Annotated in this window: 17 protein-coding genes; 4 read left to right on the forward strand and 13 right to left on the reverse strand. The window is 71.5% G+C overall.

Annotated features, from left to right (window positions below; translation table 11 throughout):
• Nucleotides 1-21: 21 nt before the first annotated feature.
• Nucleotides 22-312: a ubiquitin carboxyl-terminal hydrolase 14 gene (locus ACFY3L_RS14670; protein WP_389322870.1), complete on the reverse strand. Its 291-nt coding sequence runs from the start codon at nt 310-312 to the stop codon at nt 22-24.
• A 53-nt stretch (nt 313-365) separates the two neighbouring features.
• Between ACFY3L_RS14670 and ACFY3L_RS14675 the strand changes: the two genes are divergently transcribed.
• Both ACFY3L_RS14675 and ACFY3L_RS14680 read left to right on the forward strand, forming a co-directional pair.
• Nucleotides 366-2,015, forward strand: coding sequence for an FAD-dependent oxidoreductase (locus ACFY3L_RS14675; protein WP_389322872.1), 1,650 nt, complete (start codon nt 366-368; stop codon nt 2,013-2,015).
• Nucleotides 2,012-3,442, forward strand: coding sequence for an ATP-binding protein (locus ACFY3L_RS14680; RefSeq protein ID WP_389322874.1), 1,431 nt, complete (start codon nt 2,012-2,014; stop codon nt 3,440-3,442). The genes ACFY3L_RS14675 and ACFY3L_RS14680 overlap by 4 nt, the downstream gene beginning before the upstream one ends.
• Here ACFY3L_RS14680 and ACFY3L_RS14685 read toward each other — a convergent pair.
• Nucleotides 3,372-4,655 carry an MFS transporter gene (locus ACFY3L_RS14685; protein WP_389322876.1) on the reverse strand — a complete coding sequence of 428 codons (1,284 nt, stop codon included), beginning with the start codon at nt 4,653-4,655 and terminating at the stop codon, nt 3,372-3,374. The two genes, ACFY3L_RS14680 and ACFY3L_RS14685, sit on opposite strands and share 71 nt — an antisense overlap.
• Before the next feature lie 98 nt (nt 4,656-4,753).
• Between ACFY3L_RS14685 and ACFY3L_RS14690 the strand changes: the two genes are divergently transcribed.
• Both ACFY3L_RS14690 and dinB read left to right on the forward strand, forming a co-directional pair.
• Nucleotides 4,754-5,584, forward strand: a complete 831-nt coding sequence (locus tag ACFY3L_RS14690; protein ID WP_389322878.1) for a hypothetical protein — start codon at nt 4,754-4,756, stop codon at nt 5,582-5,584.
• 60 nt (nt 5,585-5,644) lie between these two features.
• The gene (gene dinB, locus ACFY3L_RS14695; protein WP_389322880.1) at nt 5,645-6,856 is read left to right on the forward strand and encodes a DNA polymerase IV; all 1,212 of its coding nucleotides are present in this window, start codon (nt 5,645-5,647) and stop codon (nt 6,854-6,856) included.
• On the opposite strand, the gene ACFY3L_RS14700 is transcribed toward dinB, so the two are convergent.
• The 11 genes from ACFY3L_RS14700 to ACFY3L_RS14750 form a co-directional block, all read right to left on the reverse strand.
• A complete protein-coding gene (locus tag ACFY3L_RS14700; protein ID WP_389322882.1) occupies nt 6,837-8,231 on the reverse strand; it encodes a GH1 family beta-glucosidase in 1,395 nt (464 codons plus the stop codon). The genes dinB and ACFY3L_RS14700 overlap by 20 nt on opposite strands.
• A gap of 46 nt (nt 8,232-8,277) precedes the next feature.
• Complete coding sequence (locus tag ACFY3L_RS14705) at nt 8,278-9,291, reverse strand: ABC transporter ATP-binding protein (RefSeq protein ID WP_389322884.1); 1,014 nt, start codon at nt 9,289-9,291, stop codon at nt 8,278-8,280.
• Nucleotides 9,288-10,415, reverse strand: coding sequence for an ABC transporter permease (locus ACFY3L_RS14710; RefSeq protein ID WP_389322886.1), 1,128 nt, complete (start codon nt 10,413-10,415; stop codon nt 9,288-9,290). Before ACFY3L_RS14710 ends, ACFY3L_RS14705 begins: the two co-directional genes overlap by 4 nt.
• A 1-nt stretch (nt 10,416) precedes the next feature.
• The gene (locus ACFY3L_RS14715; protein WP_389322888.1) at nt 10,417-11,397 is read right to left on the reverse strand and encodes an ABC transporter permease; all 981 of its coding nucleotides are present in this window, start codon (nt 11,395-11,397) and stop codon (nt 10,417-10,419) included.
• Nucleotides 11,394-12,539 carry an ABC transporter ATP-binding protein gene (locus ACFY3L_RS14720; RefSeq protein ID WP_389322890.1) on the reverse strand — a complete coding sequence of 382 codons (1,146 nt, stop codon included), beginning with the start codon at nt 12,537-12,539 and terminating at the stop codon, nt 11,394-11,396. Before ACFY3L_RS14720 ends, ACFY3L_RS14715 begins: the two co-directional genes overlap by 4 nt.
• Nucleotides 12,540-12,631: 92 nt before the next feature.
• A complete protein-coding gene (locus ACFY3L_RS14725; protein WP_389322892.1) occupies nt 12,632-14,305 on the reverse strand; it encodes an ABC transporter substrate-binding protein in 1,674 nt (557 codons plus the stop codon).
• Nucleotides 14,306-14,466: 161 nt separating this feature from the next.
• A complete protein-coding gene (locus ACFY3L_RS14730) occupies nt 14,467-15,468 on the reverse strand; it encodes a LacI family DNA-binding transcriptional regulator (RefSeq protein ID WP_389322894.1) in 1,002 nt (333 codons plus the stop codon).
• A gap of 265 nt (nt 15,469-15,733) precedes the next feature.
• The gene (locus ACFY3L_RS14735; protein WP_389322896.1) at nt 15,734-17,377 is read right to left on the reverse strand and encodes a protein kinase; all 1,644 of its coding nucleotides are present in this window, start codon (nt 17,375-17,377) and stop codon (nt 15,734-15,736) included.
• A 37-nt stretch (nt 17,378-17,414) separates the two neighbouring features.
• Complete coding sequence (ppgK, locus tag ACFY3L_RS14740) at nt 17,415-18,170, reverse strand: polyphosphate--glucose phosphotransferase (RefSeq protein ID WP_389322898.1); 756 nt, start codon at nt 18,168-18,170, stop codon at nt 17,415-17,417.
• A gap of 75 nt (nt 18,171-18,245) precedes the next feature.
• Nucleotides 18,246-18,506, reverse strand: a complete 261-nt coding sequence (locus tag ACFY3L_RS14745; protein ID WP_389324549.1) for a Prokaryotic metallothionein — start codon at nt 18,504-18,506, stop codon at nt 18,246-18,248.
• Nucleotides 18,507-18,570: 64 nt separating this feature from the next.
• Nucleotides 18,571-20,133 (reverse strand): SpoIIE family protein phosphatase, encoded by a 1,563-nt coding sequence (locus ACFY3L_RS14750; protein WP_389322900.1) that lies wholly within the window; start codon nt 20,131-20,133, stop codon nt 18,571-18,573.
• Nucleotides 20,134-20,182: the final 49 nt, after the last annotated feature.

Consider the following 20,182-nt stretch of genomic DNA (forward strand, 5'->3'; position numbering starts at 1 on the left):
AGGACGCGAAAAAATGCCGGTCTATGGGTGGGACCGCGACGGCAGGCCGTCGACCTTGAGCAGGGCGTCGTCGGCGTAGCACCACACCCACTCCTCGCCGGGCTCGAACGACTGCACCAGAGGGTGGCCGTCGGCGTGGAAGTGCGCGGTGGCGTGCTTCGCCGGCGACGAGTCGCAGCAGCCGACGTGCCCGCAGGTCAGGCACAGCCGCAGGTGCACCCAGCGGCCGCCGGTGGCGAGGCAGTCCTCGCAGCCTTCCGCGCTCGGCTGGACGTCGTGGATCTGGTCGAGGTGCTCACACGGGTTGCTCACCGGCACACAGTATCCAATGGGCGATCGAGGAAACCCGTGGTTGGATTGGCACCATGGCCAAGCCAGCGATCTTGACCGTTGACGACGATCCCGCGGTGTCCCGGGCCGTCGCCCGTGACCTCCGGAAGCAGTACGCCGAGGACTACCGCATCATCCGCGCCGACTCCGGCCAGGAGGCTCTGGACGCGCTCAAGGAGCTGAAGCTGCGCGGCGAGCAGGTCGCGGTGCTGCTCGCCGACTACCGCATGCCCAACATGACCGGCCTGCAGTTTCTCGAGGCCGCGATGGACCTGTTCCCGCGCGCCCGGCGGGTGCTGCTGACCGCGTACGCCGACACCGATGCCGCGATCCAGGCGATCAACGTCGTCGACCTCGACCACTACCTGCTCAAGCCGTGGCACCCGCCGGAGGAGAAGCTGTACCCGGTGATCGACGCCATGATCGAGGCGTGGAAGGCCGCCCCCGACCGGCCGGTCGCCGACGTGAAGGTCGTCGGGCACCGTTGGTCGGCGCCGTCGTTCAAGGTGCGCGACTTCCTGGCCCGCAACATGGTGTCGTACCGCTGGTACACCACCGACGACGCCGAGGGCCGGCGGCTGCTGACGGCGGCCGGGCTGACCGAGGCCGACGTCCCGCTCGTCGTCACCCAGGAGGGCAAGACCCTGGTCGCGCCGGGTGAGGCCGAGCTCGCGGCGCAGGTGGGCCTGACCACGACGCCCGCGTCCGACTTCTACGACCTTGTCGTCGTCGGCGGCGGGCCCGCCGGCCTCGGCGCGGCCGTCTACGGCGCCTCCGAGGGCCTGCGCACCGTGCTGCTGGAGGAGCGCGCGACGGGCGGGCAGGCGGGGCAGAGCAGCCGGATCGAGAACTACCTCGGCTTCCCCGACGGCGTGTCCGGCGCGCAGCTCACCGACCGGGCCCGCCGGCAGGCGGTGAAGTTCGGCGCCGAGCTGCTCACCGCGTGCAAGGTCACCCGCCTGGCGGTGCAGGGCTCGGCCCGGGTGCTGCACTTCGAGGACGGCACGACGATCGCGGCGCACAGCGTCATCCTGGCCACCGGGGTCGCGTACCGGCGGCTGCACGCACCGGGGCTGGAGCAGTTCCACGGCCGGGGCGTCTACTACGGCTCCGCGTCGACGGAGGCGCCGAGCTGCTCCGACCAGGACGTCTACATCGTCGGCGGGGCCAACTCGGCAGGGCAGGCCGCGATGTTCTTCAGCCGGTACGCGCGCCGCGTCCACCTCGTCATCCGCGCCCCCAGCCTGGACGCGTCGATGTCGCGGTACCTGATCGAGCAGATCGCGGCGGTCCCGACGATCGTGGTCCACCCGTGCACGGAGATCGTCGGCGCGGACGGCGACGAGCACCTGGAGCGGCTGACGCTGCGGACGGTCGACGGCACCGAGCGTACCGTCGACAGCTCCTGGCTCTTCATCTTCATCGGCGCGGAGCCCCGCACCGACTGGCTGGAGGGCGTGGTGCAGCGCGACGCCCGCGGGTTCGTCCTGACCGGGCCGGACGTCGCCGCGGGCAGCGACCACCTGGCGCTCGGCCGTGACCCCTATCACCTGGAGTCGAGCGTTCCAGGAGTGTTCGCCGCGGGCGATGTGCGCGCAGACTCGGTGAAGCGGGTCGCCTCGGCGGTCGGCGAAGGCGCGATGGCGGTGTCACTGGTGCACCGGTACCTGGTGGAGGCGCAATGAGCAGGTCTCTGGACGTCGCGGAACTGCGGACGCTGTTCCTCTTCGAGGCGCTCGACGACGCCCAGCTGGAGTGGCTCGCCGCCCGTGGCACCGTGGCGCGCTACGGCGCGGGGCAGCCGGTGTACCGGGAGGGCGAGCCGGCGACCTGCTTCGTGGTGCTGCTGTCCGGCACCGTGAGCCTCAGCCGGAACGTCCGGGGCGACGACATCGAGCTCAGCCGCACCGATCAGGTCGGCGTCTACGGCGGCGCCACGCAGGCGTACCTCGGCGACCGGGTCCCGCAGGTCTACAACAACACGATGCACGCGATCACCGACTCCGAGCTGTACGAACTGCCCGCCGTCGAGCTCGGCGCCGCGATGCGCGAGTGGTTCCCGATGGCGATGCACCTGCTCGAAGGCCTGTTCTTCGGCATGCGCAACGTCAACAACGCCGCCGCCGAACGGGAGCGGCTGCTCGCGCTCGGCGCGCTGTCCGCCGGCCTGACCCACGAGCTCAACAACCCGGCCGCGGCGGCCGTGCGCGCCACCGCCGTCCTGCGGGACCGGGTCGCCGGGATGCGGCACAAGCTCGCGATGATCGCCGACGGCCGCCTCGACGGCGAGCAGCTGCACGGCCTCGTCGAGCTGCAGGAGCGTGCCGTCAAGCTGGCCGCGAACGCCCCGAAGCGCTCCGCGCTGGACGCCAGCGACGCCGAGGACGCCATCGGCGACTGGCTCGACGAGCGCGGCGTCAACGGCGCCTGGGACCTCGCCCCGACCCTCGTCGCCGGCGGCGTCGACGTGCCGTGGCTGGAGGACGTGAAGCTCTGCGTCGGCAAGCTCGACCTCGAGCCGGCCGTGCGCTGGCTCGTCTACACCATCGAGACCGAGCTGCTGATGGGCGAGATCGACGATGCCGTCACCCGCATCTCCGGCCTCGTCGGCGCGGCGAAGCAGTACTCGCAGCTGGACCGCGGCCCGTTCCAGGTCGTCGACGTGCACGAACTGCTCGACGCGACCCTCATCATGCTCAACGCGAAGATCTCCAAGCGGGGCGTCCGCGTCGTCACCCGCTATGACCGCGACCTGCCGCACATCCCGGCGTACGCGGCCGAGCTCAACCAGGTGTGGACGAACCTCATCGTCAACGCGGTCGAGGCGATGGACAGCGGCGGCACGCTCACCATCACCACGTCGCGCGACGGCGACTGCCTGGCGGTCGAGTTCGCCGACACCGGCACCGGCATCCCCGCCGAGGTCCGGCCGCGCATCTTCGAGCCGTTCTTCACCACCAAGCCGGTCGGTGAGGGCACGGGGCTCGGGCTGGACATCTCGTACCGCATCGTGGTGAAGAAGCACCACGGTGACATCCGCGTCACGTCGAGCCCCGGCGACACCCGCTTCCAGGTGCTGCTCCCGCTGACCGAGGCGGCACCGACGGCGTGACGGCGCTGTCCGCGGGGTGTTCCTGGGACGGCGACGGCGACGGCGACGGCGGTGCGGTGGACACGGTGCGGTGGGTCAGCAGCGTGATCGCCGCCGCGGCCACCGCACCGGCCAGGGCCACCGCGACCGCGGCCCTGGCCGCCGTGCCGTCGACGGCCGCGCCCGCGAGCGCGCTGCCGAGGGCCGCCCCGGCCGCCGTCGCCGTGCTCGTCCACATGCGGGCCTCGGTGCCGGTGCCCGGCGGGGCGGCCAGGTCGGTCAGCTCGTAGGCGAGCGCGTTCAGGGGCGCGAGGGGCACCCCGGCCAGCACGAACAGCCCCGCCAGCCACCACAGGCCGGCGGGCAGGAGCAGCGGCGCCAGCACCAGTGCCATCGCGGCCGACAGCAGGGTGAACCTCGCCGGCGCCGCGTGCGGCCCGAGGCTGCCCAGCAGGCTGCCCGCCGCGAACCCGCCCAGCAGCACCCCCGCGAACCCGGCCCGCCCGCCGGCGGTGGCGAACGCGGCCGCCGCCACCTGCACCGCGCCGATCGCGACACCGAGCGCCGCCCGCGAGCCGACCAGCGACAGCACCGCCGGGGCCCGCAGCGGCCCGAGGACGCCCGACCGTGCCCCGCGCGCCGCCGGCCGCCACGCCCTGGCCGGCGGCAGCAGCGCAAACCCTGTCGTCGCCACCGCCGCGAGCCCCGCCGTGAGCACCAGCCCGAGCGCCGGCCGCCCCACCGCCACGACCGCACCCGCGACGACCGGCCCGGCGATGAACCCGACCTCCAGCAGGGCGCTCTCGAGCCGGTACGAGGCCCGCAGCTGCGCACCCTCGCCCAGCATCGCGATCCAGATGCCGCGCATGCACGCCGCGACCGGTGGCCGTGCCGCGCCCGCGACGCCGGCGAGCGCGGCGAGCACCCACAGCGGCGCCGACGGCCGTGCCGCCACGCCGAGCAGGGACCCTCCGTGCAGCGCCGCGGTCGCGAGCAGCACCGGTGTCTGGCCGGTCCGGTCGACGAGCCGCCCGACGATCGGCGCCGCGGCGGCGGTACCGACGGCGAACACACCGGCGACGAACCCCGCCGCGCCGAAGGACCCCCGCTCGTGCTGCACCAGCAGGACCAGCGCGAGGGCGACCGCCCCGGCCGACAACCGGGTGAGCAGGTTCGTGACCGCCAGGGCCGTCGCGAACGGCCGCCGCAGCACCGCCGCCCAGAGTCGTAGCACCCGGCAGTTCTACGCGACCGGCCCCGCAACCCGCACGCGCATTTTCCCGTGCCCGTGTATGGTGCGAGCGCCGTTCGTCGATCGGGGAGATCACAAGCATGGACACGCCGGATCCCGCACCGGGGTCGCGCCGCAGCTGGGTCGGGTGGGCCACCGGGCTCGCCGGTGCGCTCACCCTCGGCGCGCTGGGCGCCGGCCTCGGCGGCTGGCTCGCCTGGTCGGTCTCGCCCGACCTGCCCAGCGACCGGGTCGCGCTCTCAATGTCCCAGCCCCTCGTGCCGGGCACCCGCCTGCACGCCCCCGACCGCCGGCACGACCCGGCGTTCGGCTACGACCCGCCCGAGGGCGTCCAGGCGCTGCTGTTCGGCGGCGACGACTACAACGGCGGCTACGTCGTCTACCGCGTCGATCCTCCGGCGCAGAACGTCACGGGCGCGATCGGCGTCGCGCGGGAGGATCTCGTCAAGGGCAACTGGACGGTGAGCACCCGCGCCCCGGACCTTCCCGGCCAGGCCGAGGGCGTCACCGCGGTCAGGGGCGAGCTGGTCATGCAGGTGTACCAGGAGGGGGCGGGCATGCTCATCCTGGAGATCGGCCGGCGGGAGCCCTCGGCGGTCACGCCGCTGGTCACCCTCCTCGGCCTGGGCGGGCTCGCCCTCGGCTGGGCCGGGATGCGCCGGGCCGCGGGCGACCGGGTGGCGGCCGTGACCGCCTGGGCCGGCGTCGGGTTCCTGGCCCCGTGCACCCTGCTGACCTACGCGGTCGTCGCCACGATGTACCTGTCGCCGGTGACCGGGCCGGTCGCATCATGGGACGCCTACACCGGCATCGGCCTCCGCCTCCTGGCCAACATCGGCGTCCTCCTGCTCCTCGTCGCCACCGCCAGCACCGTCCTGACGGAACGCCGCCGCCGTCTCGTGCTGGCCTGACGCTGCGGTCGTCGCTCGATCCACCCACCTGAGGAGGCCGAGTCATGCGAACATGTGTTCGTGTCCGACGGGGCCTCGATCCTGCACGCTGACCTGGACGCGTTCTACGCGTCGGTGGAGCAGCGGGACGATCCGCGCCTGCGGGGGCGGCCGGTGATCGTGGGCGGCGGGGTGGTGCTCGCGTGCAGCTACGAGGCGAAGCGGCGCGGGGTGCGCACCGCGATGGGCGGGCGGCAGGCGCGGCAGCTGTGCCCGGAGGCGATCGTCGTGCCGCCGCGGATGCGGGCGTACTCGGAGGCCAGCCGGCGGGTGTTCGAGGTGTTCCGGGACACGACACCGGTCGTGGAGGGGATCTCGATCGACGAGGCGTTCCTCGACGTGCGGGGGCTGTGGCGGATCGCCGGGACGCCGCGGCGCATCGCTGAGCGGCTGCGGGCCGACGTGCTGCGGGAGGTCGGGCTGCCGATCACGGTCGGGGTGGCGCGGACGAAGTTCCTGGCGAAGGTGGCCAGCGGGGTCGCCAAGCCCGACGGGCTGCTGGTCGTGGAGCCCGCCGACGAGCTCACGTTCCTGCACGCGCTGCCGGTGCAGCGGCTGTGGGGCGTCGGGGCCGTCACGGCGGCGAAGCTGCACGCGCACCGGGTCATGACCGTGGGGCAGGTCGCCCGGCTCGGTGAGGCGACCCTGGTGTCGATGCTCGGCGAGGGCACGGGCAGGCACCTGCACGCCCTCGCGCACAACCGGGATCCGCGGCCGGTGCAGCCGAACCGGCGCCGCCGCTCGATGGGGGCGCAGCGGGCCCTCGGCCGCGGGCCGCACGAGCCGGCGTTCGTCGACGCGGTCCTCGCGGAGCTGGTCGACCGGGTCTGCCGGCGGCTCAGGGCCGCCGAGCGGGGTGGTCGCACGGTGGTGCTCAGGCTGCGGTTCGCGGACTTCACGAAGGTGACCCGCTCGCACACGCTCGCCAAGGAGACGTGGCACACCGCGACGATTCTGGACGCCGTGCAGCGGCTGCACCACAAGGAAGCGTCGTTGATCGCGAACCGGGGGCTGACGCTCATCGGCATCGCCGTCGCGAATCTGGACGGCGACGGCGCCGTACAACTGGAGCTGCCGCTGCGGGCGCACACCGGCGGTGAGCTCGACACCGCCATGGACCAGGTCCGGGACAGGTTCGGCTCGGCCGCGCTGACGAGGGCGTCGCTGCTGGGCCGGCAGCAGGGGCCCACAACTCCCCTGCTGCCGGACCCGGTCAACCCCGCAGGGCCTTGATGGTGTCGCGGTACCAGAGCGCGGACTGCTTCGGGGTGCGCTCCTGCGTGTCGTAGTCGACGTAGACGATGCCGAAGCGCTTGTCGTAGCCGTACGCCCACTCGAAGTTGTCCATGAGCGACCATGCGAAGTAGCCGCGGATGTCCGCGCCCTGCTGGCGGGCCAGGGCGACCGCGCCGATGTGGGAGTCGAAGTAGGAGATCCGGTCGTCGTCGCGGACGAAGCCGGTCTCGTCGGGCTCGTCGTAGAAGGCGGAGCCGTTCTCGGTGACGAAGATCGGCAGCCGGTAGTCCTCCCACAGGCGCACGAGGAGCTGGGTGAAGCCCTCGGGGACGATCTCCCAGCCCATCGCGGTGATCGGGCGGCCGGTCGGGACCGGGCGGCTGACGGGCAGGCCGGTGGCGTCGTGGGTGTTGCCGTCCTCGTCGACGCCGGAGACCGTCTCGCTGAAGTAGTAGTTGACGCCCAGGACGTCCAGCGGCGTCTTGATGACCTCGAGGTCGCCGTCCTGCACGGGCAGCTCGATGCCCCGCGCGGCGAGGTCCGCGACGAGGTCCGCGGGGTACCGGCCGTGGACGAGGGGGTCGAGGTAGATGCGGGTGCTGAGCGCGTCGCTGCGCCGGGCGGCGTCGCGGTCGGCGGCGCTGTCGGTCTCGGGGGTGCTGACGCCCATGTTGAGCGTGATGCCGAACTCGTGGTGCGGGGCCGCCGCCTCCTTCATGCGCTGGGTCGCGAGGCCGTGACCGAGCAGGAGGTGGTGCACGGCGTGCATGCTGGCGGCGAAGTCGCGCCGGCCGGGTGCGTGCACGCCGTAGGCGTAGCCGAGCATCGCCGAGCACCACGGCTCGTTGAGCGTCGTCCAGGTCTTGACGCGGTCCTTGAGTGCGTCGAAGACGAGCATGCTGTAGTCCGCGAAGCGGTAGGCGGTGTCGCGGACGGGCCAGCCGCCCGCGTCCTCCAGCTCCTGCGGCAGGTCCCAGTGGTACAGGGTGATCCACGGCTCGACACCGTTGGCGAGCAGCTCGTCGGTGAGCCGGTCGTAGAAGCCGAGCCCGGCCGGGTTGACCGGGCCGCGGCCGCGGGGCTGGACCCGCGGCCACGCCACAGAGAACCGGTAGAGGTCGACGCCGAGGTCGCGGATCAGCGCGACGTCCTGCGGCATGCGGTGGTAGTGGTCGCAGGCGACCTCGCCGGTGTCGCCCTTGTCGATCGCGTCGGGCACCTCGCAGAAGGTGTCCCAGATGGACCGGGTCCGCCCGTCCTCGTCGACCGCGCCCTCGATCTGGTAGGCCGAGGTCGCCACTCCCCAACGGAAGGCAGGCGGGAGTGTGGCGATCGGGTTCTGCACATCGAGGGGTGTCGCGGTCGTGTCCATTGTTCTCCTGTTTGCAGTTACTGGGACGGTGTGCCCGCTGGCAGGCTCAGCCGGCGGTGACCGGATGCAGCCAGCAGGCGACGGTGCGGGGCTCACCGACGTGATCGTCGGGCTTGCCCAGGATCGGCAGCTTGGTCGGGCACGGCTCGAACGCCTTCGGGCAGCGCGGGTGGAACGAGCAGCCGGACGGCATGCCGCGCAGGTCGGGCGGCGAGCCGGGGATGCCGGCCAGCTCCCGGCGGGCGCCGCGCAGCGCCGGGAACGAGCGCAGCAGCCCTTCGCTGTAAGGGTGCTTCGGGTCGCGGTAGATCGCCGCCGAAGGCGCCTCTTCCACGATCCGCCCGCCGTACATGATCGCGATCCGGTCGGAGAACTCGACCAGCAGCGACAGGTCGTGCGTGATGAACAGGACGGAGAAGCCGAGCCGCTCGCGCAGCTCGACGAGCTGGCCGAGGATCTGCCGCTGCATGACGACGTCGAGCGCGGTGGTCGGCTCGTCCATGATGACCAGCTGCGGCTCCAGGGCGAGCGCCATGCCGATCATGACGCGCTGGCGCATGCCGCCCGACAGCTGGTGCGGGTACGCGTCGAGCCGGTCCTCGGCGATGCCGACGAGCCGCAGCAGCTCCTTGGCCCGCGCGACCCGGGCCGCCTTGCTGGAGCTCGGGTCGTGCGCCTTGATCGCGTCCATCAGGCCGACGGAGATCTTGTGCACCGGGTTGAGCGAGTTCATCGCGCCCTGGAACACGATCGACGTCTCCGCCCACCGGTACTTGCGCAGCTCCTCGTTGGAGAGGTTCAGCACGTCGTACGGGTCACCGGTCGGCGGGTGGTAGATGACGGAGCCGTTGGCGACCACGCCGGGCGGCGGGAGCAGCCGGGTGACGCCGTAGGCGAGGGTCGACTTGCCGCTGCCGCTCTCACCGGCGAGGCCGACGACCTCGCCGCGGTGGATGGTGAGGCTGACGTCGCGGACCGCCTTGACCCCCTCCTCGCCGAGACCGTAGTCGACGTCGAGGTTCTTGATCTCCAGCAGCGGCCGGGTCAGGGTACGGGTCATGGCTTCGCTCCATCGGTGCCGGTGCTGTGACCCTCGATCGCCGCGTACTCCACCGAGCCGACGGCGTCGTCGCGGGCGTCGGTGTCGCGCGGGTGCTTGATCTCGATCTCGGGGGTGGTGTCGGCGCGGCCGCGGATGACGGGCGTGAACCCGACCCGCATGGTGACCTTGTCGCCGTTGGGGGCGCGCCGGGAGCCCGCGCCGGAGGTGCGCAGGCGGGGGCTGACGAACTCGTCGATACCGAAGTTGATCAGGCTGAGCGCGGTGCCGAGGAACGCGATGGCAAGACCGGCCGGCACGAACCACCACCAGGCGCCCTGCGCGAGGGCCTGCTGCCCCTGCGCCCAGAACAGGATCGTGCCCCAGTTCCAGGTCGACACCGACGAGATGCCGATGAACGCGAGGGTGATCTCGGACATGACGGCGAAGATGACGGTGCCGACGAAGCTGGACGCGATGATCGCGGTCAGGTTCGGCAGGATCTCGAACAGCACGATCCGCCAGGTCTTCTCACCGGTCGCGCGGGACGCCTCGACGTAGTCCCGCCGTCTCAGCGACAGGGTCTGTGCTCGCAGCACCCGGGCGCCGTACGCCCAGGACGTACACCCGATGACCAGCGCCACGACGATGTCGCCGGCGTTGGTGATGGTGGACGTGACGATGATGATCAGCGGCAGGCCCGGGATGACCAGGAAGACGTTGGACACCGCGGAGAGGCTCTCGTCGGCGGCGCCGCCCAGGTAGCCGGACGTGACGCCGATGAGCACCGACAGGACCGTCGCGACGATGCCGGCGATCGCGCCGACCACGACGACGCCGCGGGCGCCGACGAGGATCTGGCTGAAGATGTCCTTGCCGAGGTGGTCGGTGCCGAACCAGTGCGAGCCGGACGGCGCCTGCAGCTTGTCGGCCGTGATGAGGTCCGGGTCGTAGGGGGAGATCCACGGCCCGATGATCGCGATGAGCACGTAGATGCCGAGCACGATCAGGCCGGTCGCGGCCTTGCCGTTGGCGATGAACCGGAACCGCTTGCGCTTCGCCTTCGACGCCGGCTTCACGCTCGGCTGGGCCATCGAACCCTGGCCCGGGATCACCTGCTCGATGCTGGACGGGGTGACGGTCATCTCAACCACTCTTTCGGGTGCGCGGGTCGAGCAGCAGGTAGGCCACGTCGGCCAGCAGGTTGGCCACCAGCACCGAGATCGTGATGACCAGGAAGATGCCCTGCATCAGCGGGTAGTCGTAGGCCTGGACACCCTGGAAGAGCTGGTAACCCACGCCCGGGTAGGAGAACACGATCTCCACCAGGAGCGTGCCGCCGACGATGTAACCCAGCGACAGCGCGAAGCCGGACACGTTGGGCAGCAGCGCGTTGCGGGCGGCGTAGCTGAAGGCGACCCGCTTGTCGGACAGGCCCTTGGCGTGCGCGACGGTGATGTAGTCCTCCGAGGAGACGGTGACCATCATGTTGCGCATGCCGAGGATCCAGCCGCTCATCGAGGAGATGAGGATCGTCGCCGCGGGCAGGATGCTGTGGTTGAGCGCGCTGCCGATGAAGTACTGGTCGAACGCCGGCACCAGGCCGGGGGTGAAGCCGCCGGACGACGGGAACCAGCTGCCGGGGCCGGCGAGCAGGGCGATCGCGACGAGACCGAGCCAGAAGTACGGCACCGAGGACAGGAACGTGGTCGCCGGCAGCAGGCTGTCGATCCAGGAGCCGCGCTTCCAGCCGGCGCCGACGCCCAGCGCGGTGCCGATGAGGAAGCTCAGGATCGTGGTGATGCCGACCAGGCCGATCGTCCACGGCAGGCTCTGGCCGATGACCTCGGACACCGACGTCGGGTAGAACGTGAACGACAGGCCGAGGTCGCCGTGCAGCAGCTGCTTCCAGTAGCCGATGTACTGGTCCCAGAGGCTCTGGTCCTTGTCGAGACCGAACAGCACCTTGATGGACTGGATCGCGTCGCTGGACAGCCGGCCCTGGTTCTTGGAGATCAGGGCGCTGACCGGGTCGCCGGGCATGACCCGCGGGATGAAGAAGTTGAGAGTGATCGCCGCCCACGCCGTGAACAGGTAGAAGGCGATGCGTTGCAGCAGGAACTTCATCGTGCCTCCTCCGTCAGCGTCAAAGCCGGCGGCGTGGGGATGGCGGCGCTGCCGTCGGCCCCTTGACCGGCAGCGGAGCCGATGCCTTCCTTGGCGACGGTGTCCGCGTCGTACAGCCAGCAGGCGGCCCAGTGTCCGTCCCGGTCACCGATCTCCAGCCGCGGCGGCAGGTCGACCTTGCAGCGGGGCATGGCGTGCGGGCAGCGGGGGTTGAAGCGGCAGCCGGCGGGGGGCCGGATCAGGCTCGGCGGCTCGCCGTTGCCACGGTCCAGGTTCGCCGGGTCGGCGATGCCTTCGATGCGGTCCGGGTCGGGCGCGGACTCGATCAGCAGCCGGGTGTAGGGGTGCGCGGGGTTCTGCGTGACGGTCTCGCTGTCGCCGCCCTCGACCATGCGGCCGGCGTACATGACCATGGTCTCGTCGGCGAAGTAGCGGGCCGAGGCGATGTCGTGCGTGATGTACAGGATGGCGAGGTTGAGCCGTTCCTTCAGGTCACGCAGCAGGTTGAGGATGCCGAGGCGGATCGACACGTCCAGCATGGAGACCGGCTCGTCGGCGAGCAGGGCCTCGGGGTCGGCGCCGAGGGCGCGGGCGATCGCGACACGCTGGCGCTGGCCGCCGGACAGCTCGTGCGGGAACTTGTCGATGTAGCGCTCGGGCGGGGTGAGGCTGACCCGGGTGAGCAGGTTCGCGAGGGCCTCCTCGAGCTCGGCCGCGGTCCTGCCGGCGTTGCCGTGGATCTTCAGCGACCGGGTCAGGTGGTAGCGGACCGTGTGCACCGGGTTGAGCGAGCCGAACGGGTCCTGGAAGATGAGCTGCACGCGCTTGACGTAGGCGCGGAAGCGACGACCGCCGTTGACCTTGGTCGACGTGCCGTGCAGCAGGATGTCGCCGCCGGTGCGCGGGTAGAGCTGCGCGAGCAGCCGGGCGACTGTGGACTTGCCGGAGCCGGACTCGCCGACCAGTGCCGTGACTCTGCCCCGTCGCAGAGTGAAGGAGACGTCGTCCACCGCGTGGACGGCTGCCTTGGTGCCGGAGAAAAGGTCACGCATCCGCCTGCGGACGGGGAAATGCTTGGTCAGGCCGACAGCCTCCAGCACCACCTCGCCGACCGGCGCCGCCGTGCTTTCGCTCAACGTCATGCCGATGTTCCTGTCTTGGGGTGTCGTCACGGGGTGGCGCTCCCCGGGTTGCCCGTGCGGGCAACCCGGGGAGCGCCGTCACTAGCGACCGGTCAGGAGGCCGGCTTGAGGTGCAGGATCACGTCGAGCGCGTTCGCCTGGGTGGGCTGGGCGGCGCCGTAGGGGTTGGCGTCGTCCGGCCAGCCGGTCCACTGCTTCGTGGAGTAGGCCCCACCGACATTGTCGGCGCCGACGGGGATCATCGGCATGTGCTCGACGAAGATCTTCTGCAGCGTGTTCATCGCCGCGACGCGGACCGAGTCGTCGGTCGCCGACTGGTAGTCGCGCAGCGCCTTGGTGGCCTCGGGGTTGTTGAAGCGCCCGAAGTTACCGGCGGGGCTGGCGGTGCCGATCGGCTTGAGCAGGTCGCCGTCCATGATCGTCTGGTAGATGTCGTACGGCGTGTTACCGCCGTTGGTCCACCGGAAGCCCGCGTCGAACTGGCCGGCCTCGACGTTCTTGAACCACGCGTCCTGGTTGGCCTTCTCGACCGTCGCCTCGATACCGATCTTCTGAAGGTTGGCCTTCACGATCTCCAGCGAGGTCTGGTAGTCCGACCAACCGGCCGGGTCGGTCAGCGTCAGGGTGACGGCCTTGCCCGTCTTGTCCTTCAGCGTGGTGCCCTCGTACTTGTAACCGTTGGCGGTCAGGAGCGCCTTGGCACCCTCGACGTCGATCTTGTAGTCCTTGCCCTTGAACTCCGGCGCGAGGAACGCGTCGCCGGCGGGGCTGGGCAGACCGGTCACGCTCTTCACCAGCGGGTGGAAGTAGCCGGCCTCGGCCGTGTTGAAGATGTCGTCACGGTCGATGACCATGCTCATGGCCACGCGCAGGTTCTTGTCGTCGAACGGCGCCTTGGTGGTGTTGATGTACAGGCCGTGGATGCCGAGGACCGGCGGGGCCCAGATCTTGTGGTGCGCGGCGTCCTTGTCGATGAAGACCGTCTTCACATTGGGGATGAAGACGAAGCTCCACTCCGACTCACCGTTGGCGAGCGCGGTGGTCTGCGCGTTGTTGTCGGTGTAGGAGGTGTACCGCAGCTCCTTGACCTGCGGCAGCGCCTGCCAGTAGCCCTTGTCGCGGACCGTCAGCGTGGCGGTCTGCGGGGTGAACGACTTCAGCGTGTACGGGCCGGAGCCGATCGGGTTCTTGGCGAGCTCCGCCTTCGGGTCCGAGACCTTCTCCCAGATGTGCTTGGGGACGATCGGCACCTGGGCGATGGCCTTGTGCTGGCTGACGAACTGCGGGTTCTTGAACGTGATGGTCACGTCCGCGCCGCTGGCCGAAGCGTCGGAGATGGTGAGACCGCCGGTGTTGAGCGCCTCGTTGTCGCGCAGCAGCTTGTACGTGAACGCGACGTCCTCGGCCGTGACCTTCTGGCCGTCGGACCAGGTGGCGTTGTCACGGATGGTGGCCTTGACCGAGGTGTAGTCCTTCGACCACTCCGCCTTGGTGGCGAGCCACGGCTTCATCGGGTCGGCCGGCTTGACCGGGTTCCACATCATCAGCGGCTCGTAGAGCGCCCAGCGGTAGCCCGACTTGGACGCCGCGGAGGTGCTGAGGAACGGGTTCTGGTTCTCGGTCTGCGGGCCGTTCGGCATGCCGACGTTGAGGACCGTCGGGCCCTTCTTCGCGTTTTCGGCGTTCGGCGAGTCGCCACACGCGGCGAGGGCGCCGGTGGCGAGCAGGCCGGCGAGGCCGAGCACAACGGAGCGTCTGGTATGCACGGGGGTGTCTCCTTACGTACCTGGATCGACAGGTGGGGCGGGCATTCGGGGTATGACGACGGGGCCTTCTTGCGGCAGGTCCCGCCCTTTGGTGCGGTATCGGTGGTGCGTCGTGCCGGGTGGTACGGGGTGGTGCGGGATGGCGCGGTGGAGCGCTCGGGCTACGCCGGGATGGTCGAGGACCGCACGACGAGCGTGGTGGACAGGATGTTGGGCTCACTCGTCAACGGCGTGCCGTCGAAGTGTGCGATGAGCCGCCGGGCCGCCATCTCGCCCATCTGCCGCATCGGCTGGCGGATGGTCGTGAGTGGGGGCTCGGTGTGCGCGGCGTGGACGATGTCGTCGAAGCCCACGAGGGCGACATCCTCCGGCACCGCGCGGCCCGCTTGGCGCAGCGCCTGGAGGGCGCCCGCCGCGGACAGGTCGTTGTGGGCGAAGACCGAGTCGAACTCCAGCCCCAGACCCAGCGCCCGCCGGATCGCCTGGGAGCCGCAGTCGTACGTGAAGTCGCCCTCCATCACGAAACGCGGGTCGACCGGGTGACCGGCGGCCGCGAACACGTCCGCGAAGCCACCGAGCCGGTCCTGTGTGCAGCCGAACTTCTCGGAGCCGGTGATGACGAGGGGACGCCGCCGGCCGATCTCGAGCAGATGCCGGGCGGCGAGGGCCCCGCCGGCCCGGTTGGTGGTCCCCACCGACGGCATGAGCGGCTTGTCGCCGCGGTCGTCGATCAGCACCACCGGCAGGCCGCCGGCATACAGGTCGGCGAGGTAGTCCAGGGTGCCCTCCGGCTCGATCGCCAGCAGGCCGTCGAAGGCCTTGCCGGAGACCTGCGCCGAGAACTGGCGCATCGACTCGGCGCCACGGTTGCACGTGAAGAGCAGCAATCCGTAACCCTCCGCCTCGACGACATCAACGGCTCCCTGCACGATCTCGCCCATCCAGGGCCAGATCAGCGAAGGCACCAACATCCCGATGACCCTGGTGTGGCCCCGGGCGAGGTTGACCGCCCGCGCGCTGGGCGTGTAACCCAGCTCGTCGATGACCCTCCGCACCCGTGCCGCGGTCGACTCGTCGACCTCGCCTTTGCCGTTGAGCACCCGCGAGACGGTGGTCTTGCTGACCCCGGCTCGTGAGGCAACATCGGCGATGGTGATCGGCACGCCGCGATCCTCTCTGTGAGAGCGCTTTCTGGCAAGAGAGCGTTTTCTGGAACCGGTTCCGCAACCGGTTCCGGGACACTAAATCCGATTGCGGACTGTGGTGTCAATAACACGGTGGTAACGAAAGGTAACGCCTACGAAAAGCTTGCCAAGGCGCCAGAGGGTGGTGTTTGCTCGGCAGCGCGCCGGCGCGCTCGCGGCCACGGCGGCGGGCGATCGCGCCCGCCGCAGCCCGTGCGGCCCGCACGGCTCTCGTGAAAGCGCTCTACCGGCTGGGGAGGCGGATGACCGTGCCGTCGCTGAGCGGCTGCTGCTTGACCACCAGGACGTCGAACCGGAGCCCCTTCGGCACGTCGAAGACGAGCGTGCCGGTGACCGGTTTGCCGGCTTTGATTTCCCCGTAAAGCGGTCGGGTGGCAGCGTTGTAGAGCCACGACCAGTCGTCGGCCTTGTGGTCGTTGCCGTCGGTGTCGCGCAGCCGCTGCGAGCCCTGATAGATGCGGGTGCTGCCGGTCCCGAGGTTCTCGACCCGCACCTCGACCAGGCAGAACTCGCCCTCGGCGTCCTTGACGATCGGCCACTCGCCGATGCGTCGCACGCCGCACTCGAAGCCGGTGACGGTGAACCGGACGCCCCCGTCGGTGCCGACCGGGCTGGGCTTCTTCGACGGCGCCCGGCTCGCCGGCGCGGCGGTGCTGGGGCCGGCCTTCGCGGCGCCGTCCTCGCCCGCGCCGACCGAGCCGGCGAGGTCGAACACGCCCCACAGGCAGCCGAGCACGATCAGCACCGCGACGACGCCGGCCACCGCCCTGCCGATGCGGCGCGGCGGCCGGCGGGGCGGCGGCGGCACCGGCGGCAGCGGCGGGCGCCCGTGCCGGATGTCCGCATGTTGGGACGACAGCGGGACGCCAGAGGCCGGGTCGAGCATCGTCGGGCTGACCGGCACCGGCGAGACGGGCATCGCGTGCACCGCCGTCGGCGACACCGGGATGACGGGCGCCGCGCCGGGCGCGAACCGGCCACTGGCCGGCCGGTGCGGCCGGGGCGGCGCCACGCCGCGGACCGCCGCCATGGGGCGGGTCGCGGGGCGGGTCGTGGTGCGGGTCGTGGGGTCGGCGCGCGGCGACGTCACGTGCACCGCCGCCGGGTCGTCGTCGCCGACGAGCGCGAGCAGCAGCTGGCGGGCCGTCGGCCGGGCAGCCGGGTCGGGCCGCAGCGCCCGGGCCACGATCTCGGCGATGCCGGGCGCCAGGCCGTCCGGGACGGCGCCCGCCGGCATCACGCCCGTGCCCGCCCACGCGACGAGGACGCCCCACGCGTACACGTCGGAGGCCTGGCTCGGCGGGGCACCGCGCTCCTGCTCGGGCGCCAGCCAACCCGGGGTGCCGAACAGCTGCCCGACAGGCCCGTCGTGGCCGTGCGGGCGGGCCACGCCGAAGTCGATGACCTTCGGGCCGAACGGTGACAGCAGCACGTTGCGCGGGCTCAGGTCGGCGTGCACGAGCCCAACGGCGTGGATCGCGGTCAGCGCCGCGGCCACCCCGACCGCGACCGCCTCGACCTGCCCGCCGAGCGGCCCGTTGACGGTCGCGTAGTCGTGCAGGGACGGCCCGGACACGTACTCGGTCACCAGGTGCGGCACCGGGCCGTCCAGCGCCACGTCGAGAACCCGCGCGGTGCAGAACCCGGCGACCCGCGACGCGGCGGCGGCCTCGGCCGCGAACCGCTGCCGGAACTGCGGGTCGCCGTGCCAGACCGGGTTGATGACCTTCAGCGCGACCCGGCGGTCGCCGGGGCCGGCGGCGAGGTAGACGGTGCCCATGCCGCCGACGCCGAGCACGCCGAGCAGCCGGTAGGACCCGACGGTCGGCGGGTCCTCGGCACGCAACGGCGCGGGCATGTCCCCCATGCGACCCATCGTGCCCTATGCGCGCACGCGTGTGTGCTCAGTGCGCCCGTCTCGACGCGAGCAGCGCCGCACCGACGATGCCGGCGTTGTTCTGCAGGGCGGCCGGGACGACCTTCGTGGGCACCGAGACGTGGTGCAGCCACCTGTCCGTCTTCTTGCTCACGCCACCGCCGATGATGATCAGGTCGGGCCACAGCAGCGCGTGCAGGTGGCGCAGGTAGACCTGCACCCGCTCGGCCCAGTCCTGCCAGCTGAGGTCCTCGACCTCGCGGATGCGGTCCGAGGCGTAGTCCTCGGCGTCGCCGCCGTGCAGGTGCAGCCCGCTCATCTGCAGGTGCCCGAACTCGGTGTTGGGCACCAGCTTCCCGTCGATGAACAGCGCACTGCCGATGCCGGTGCCGAGGGTGACCATCACGACCAGGCCGTCGACACCCTTGCCGGCGCCGTACTCGATCTCGGCCACCCCGGCCGCGTCCGCGTCGTTGAGGACCGTCACCGGCATCCCCAGCTTGTCGCTGAACAGCTGCTCCGCCGGCGCGTCGACCCACGACGCGTCGACGTTCGCCGCGGTCTTCGTCACGCCGTGCTGCACGACGGCAGGGAACGTGATCCCGACGCTGCTCGCCGGCGGGAACTGCCCGACGACCGCCGCGACCGTGTCGACGACCGCGGCGATGTCCGCCGGCTGCGGGGTCTCGATGCGGTGCCGATCGGCGGTGAACTCGCCGGTCGCCAGGTCGACCGGCGCTCCCTTGATGCCCGAACCGCCGATGTCGATACCCAGGACCACCACAGCTGCTCCTCCGACGTGTGCCTCAACCAATGCCCTGCTGCTCCAAGACCCAATCATGCAGGGCACTGGCAAGGATCACCCGGGGTACGCCTCCACGGTGTCGCGGATCTCCAGACCGAGCGTGCTGTCGGCCGTGCGGGCACAGTGCGCGCTGCAGTAGAAGCTGCCGGACACCTCGGCGCCGTGGCCGACGATCTTCGTGCCGCAGTGCTCGCAGACCGGCGCGAGCCGGTGGATCGCGCACTCGAAGGAGTCGAAGACGTGCACACCGCCGCCGACCGTCCGGATCTCGAAGCTCATGTAGTAGTCGTTGCCGCAGGTCTCACAGACCGCCATGATGATGCCCCCCATTTTCGGTTCACCGCAGCGTGTGCGGCCGGTGGGCACCGGCGCAACCGGTTCAGCCGGAATCCACCCTGCGAATCACCAGGAGGGCCACGTCGTCGTCCCCGGACCCCGCGCTCAGGGCGCGCAACAGCCGGTCGCAGAACTGCTCCAGGTCGTCCTCGACGTCGCCGACGGCGCGGCACAGCGCGTCGAGACCCTCGTTGAAGGTGTGCCCGCGGACCTCGATCAGCCCGTCGGTCACCAGGATCAGGGTCTCCCCCGGCGCCAGCGTCAGCCGGATCTCGTCCTCGTGCGAGGTCGGCACGCCCAGTAGCGCCACCCGCCCCTCGACGATGCTGACCCGCCCGTCCCGGACCCGCAGCGGCGGCGGGTGCCCGGCGTTGGTGAGCCGCACCTCACCGCTGGCCGGGTCCATGCTGAGCAGGCACATGGTCGCGATCTCCTCCGGCAGCAGCCGCAGCATCATCCGGTTGAGCCGCTCCATGCTCGGCCCCGGCGACGCGTCCTCCACCAGATAGGCGCGCAGCGCGTGCCGGACCTCCGCCATGATCGTGGCGGCGCGCAGCGAGTGCCCGGCCACGTCGCCGATCGCCGCGACGAGCCGGCCGTCCACCTGCAGGATCTCGTAGAAGTCGCCGCCGACCGACGCGTGCTCGCTGGCCGGCTGGTACCGCACCGCGAGCTGCACGCCCGGCACCGCGGGCAGCCGCCGGGGCAGCATGCTCTGCTGCAGCGTCAGCGCGGTGCGGCGCTCCTCGTCGTAGCTGCGCAGCGCCTCGACCGCGAGCGCGACCGCCTGGCCGAACTGGCGCAGCAGGTCGGCGTCGTCGTCGCTGAACCCCTCCGCGGGCACGGCGACGTGCACCGGCTCCCGGCCCCGCTTGGCCCGCGCGACGACCCGCCACACCGCGCCCGGCCACCACGGGCCCTCCTCCAGCCGGAACAGCACCATGCCGGCCTGACCGTCGAGCGGGTCGTGCTCGTACTGCTCGCGCATCGCCGGACGCAGGACCGGCTCGCCGGCGCCGGGGTCGGCCTGCACGGCGATCGGCCCGGACTCCTCCGAGGAGGCGGCGACGGCGGCGGGTCCCTCGAAGACCCGGGCGGCTCCGGTCGCCGCCGCCAGCAGCAGGTCGGTGAGGCTGGTCGCGGCGTTGAACTCGGTCGTGGTGTCCACCAGCCGCGTCAGCCGGCCGGCGAGCCGCTCGGCGCGGCGGCGGGCCCGGTACTCGCGCAGCTTCGCCCGGACGGTGGCGAGCAGCTCGTCCGGGTCGATCGGCTCGGCCAGGTACGCGTCGGCGCCCCGGTTGAGACCCTGGGTGCGGTCCACGACGTGGACGGCGGTCGCCGAGATGTGGATCACGGGCACGGCGGTGGTCCGCGGGTCCTCCTTGATCCGCTCCGCGACCTCGAACCCGTCGACGTCCGGCAGCCGCACGTCGAGCACGACCAGCTCCGCGTGCAGTCCTTCGGCGTGCAGCAGGTGCAGGGCCTCCGTGCCGGTGGCGGCCTCGGTGACGCGGTGCCCGTCGCGGCGCAGCCAGCTGGTGATGACGTACCGCTTGGAAGGACTGTCGTCGACCACGAGAATGTCGGCGGCCGCCTCCCCGGTCACGACGCCACCTCCGCTACGCTCCGGCGCCGCCGCGACCCAAGACTGCACC

Origin of the sequence: Dactylosporangium sp. NPDC000521 (assembly GCF_042898305.1) — a bacterium.
Taxonomy (GTDB): domain Bacteria; phylum Actinomycetota; class Actinomycetes; order Mycobacteriales; family Micromonosporaceae; genus Dactylosporangium.

Coding starts and splice junctions, on each gene's coding strand:
- ACFY3L_RS14705 (WP_389322884.1), bottom strand. CDS start 9,291: ATGACCCGTACCCTGACCCGGCCGCTGCTGGAGATCAAGAACCTCGAC.
- ACFY3L_RS14745 (WP_389324549.1), bottom strand. CDS start 18,506: ATGGCGGTCTGTGAGACCTGCGGCAACGACTACTACATGAGCTTCGAG.
- ACFY3L_RS14690 (WP_389322878.1), top strand. CDS start 4,754: ATGGACACGCCGGATCCCGCACCGGGGTCGCGCCGCAGCTGGGTCGGG.
- ACFY3L_RS14715 (WP_389322888.1), bottom strand. CDS start 11,397: ATGAAGTTCCTGCTGCAACGCATCGCCTTCTACCTGTTCACGGCGTGG.
- ACFY3L_RS14720 (WP_389322890.1), bottom strand. CDS start 12,539: ATGACGTTGAGCGAAAGCACGGCGGCGCCGGTCGGCGAGGTGGTGCTG.
- ACFY3L_RS14700 (WP_389322882.1), bottom strand. CDS start 8,231: ATGGACACGACCGCGACACCCCTCGATGTGCAGAACCCGATCGCCACA.
- ACFY3L_RS14710 (WP_389322886.1), bottom strand. CDS start 10,415: ATGACCGTCACCCCGTCCAGCATCGAGCAGGTGATCCCGGGCCAGGGT.
- ACFY3L_RS14675 (WP_389322872.1), top strand. CDS start 366: ATGGCCAAGCCAGCGATCTTGACCGTTGACGACGATCCCGCGGTGTCC.
- ACFY3L_RS14735 (WP_389322896.1), bottom strand. CDS start 17,377: ATGGGGGACATGCCCGCGCCGTTGCGTGCCGAGGACCCGCCGACCGTC.
- ACFY3L_RS14680 (WP_389322874.1), top strand. CDS start 2,012: ATGAGCAGGTCTCTGGACGTCGCGGAACTGCGGACGCTGTTCCTCTTC.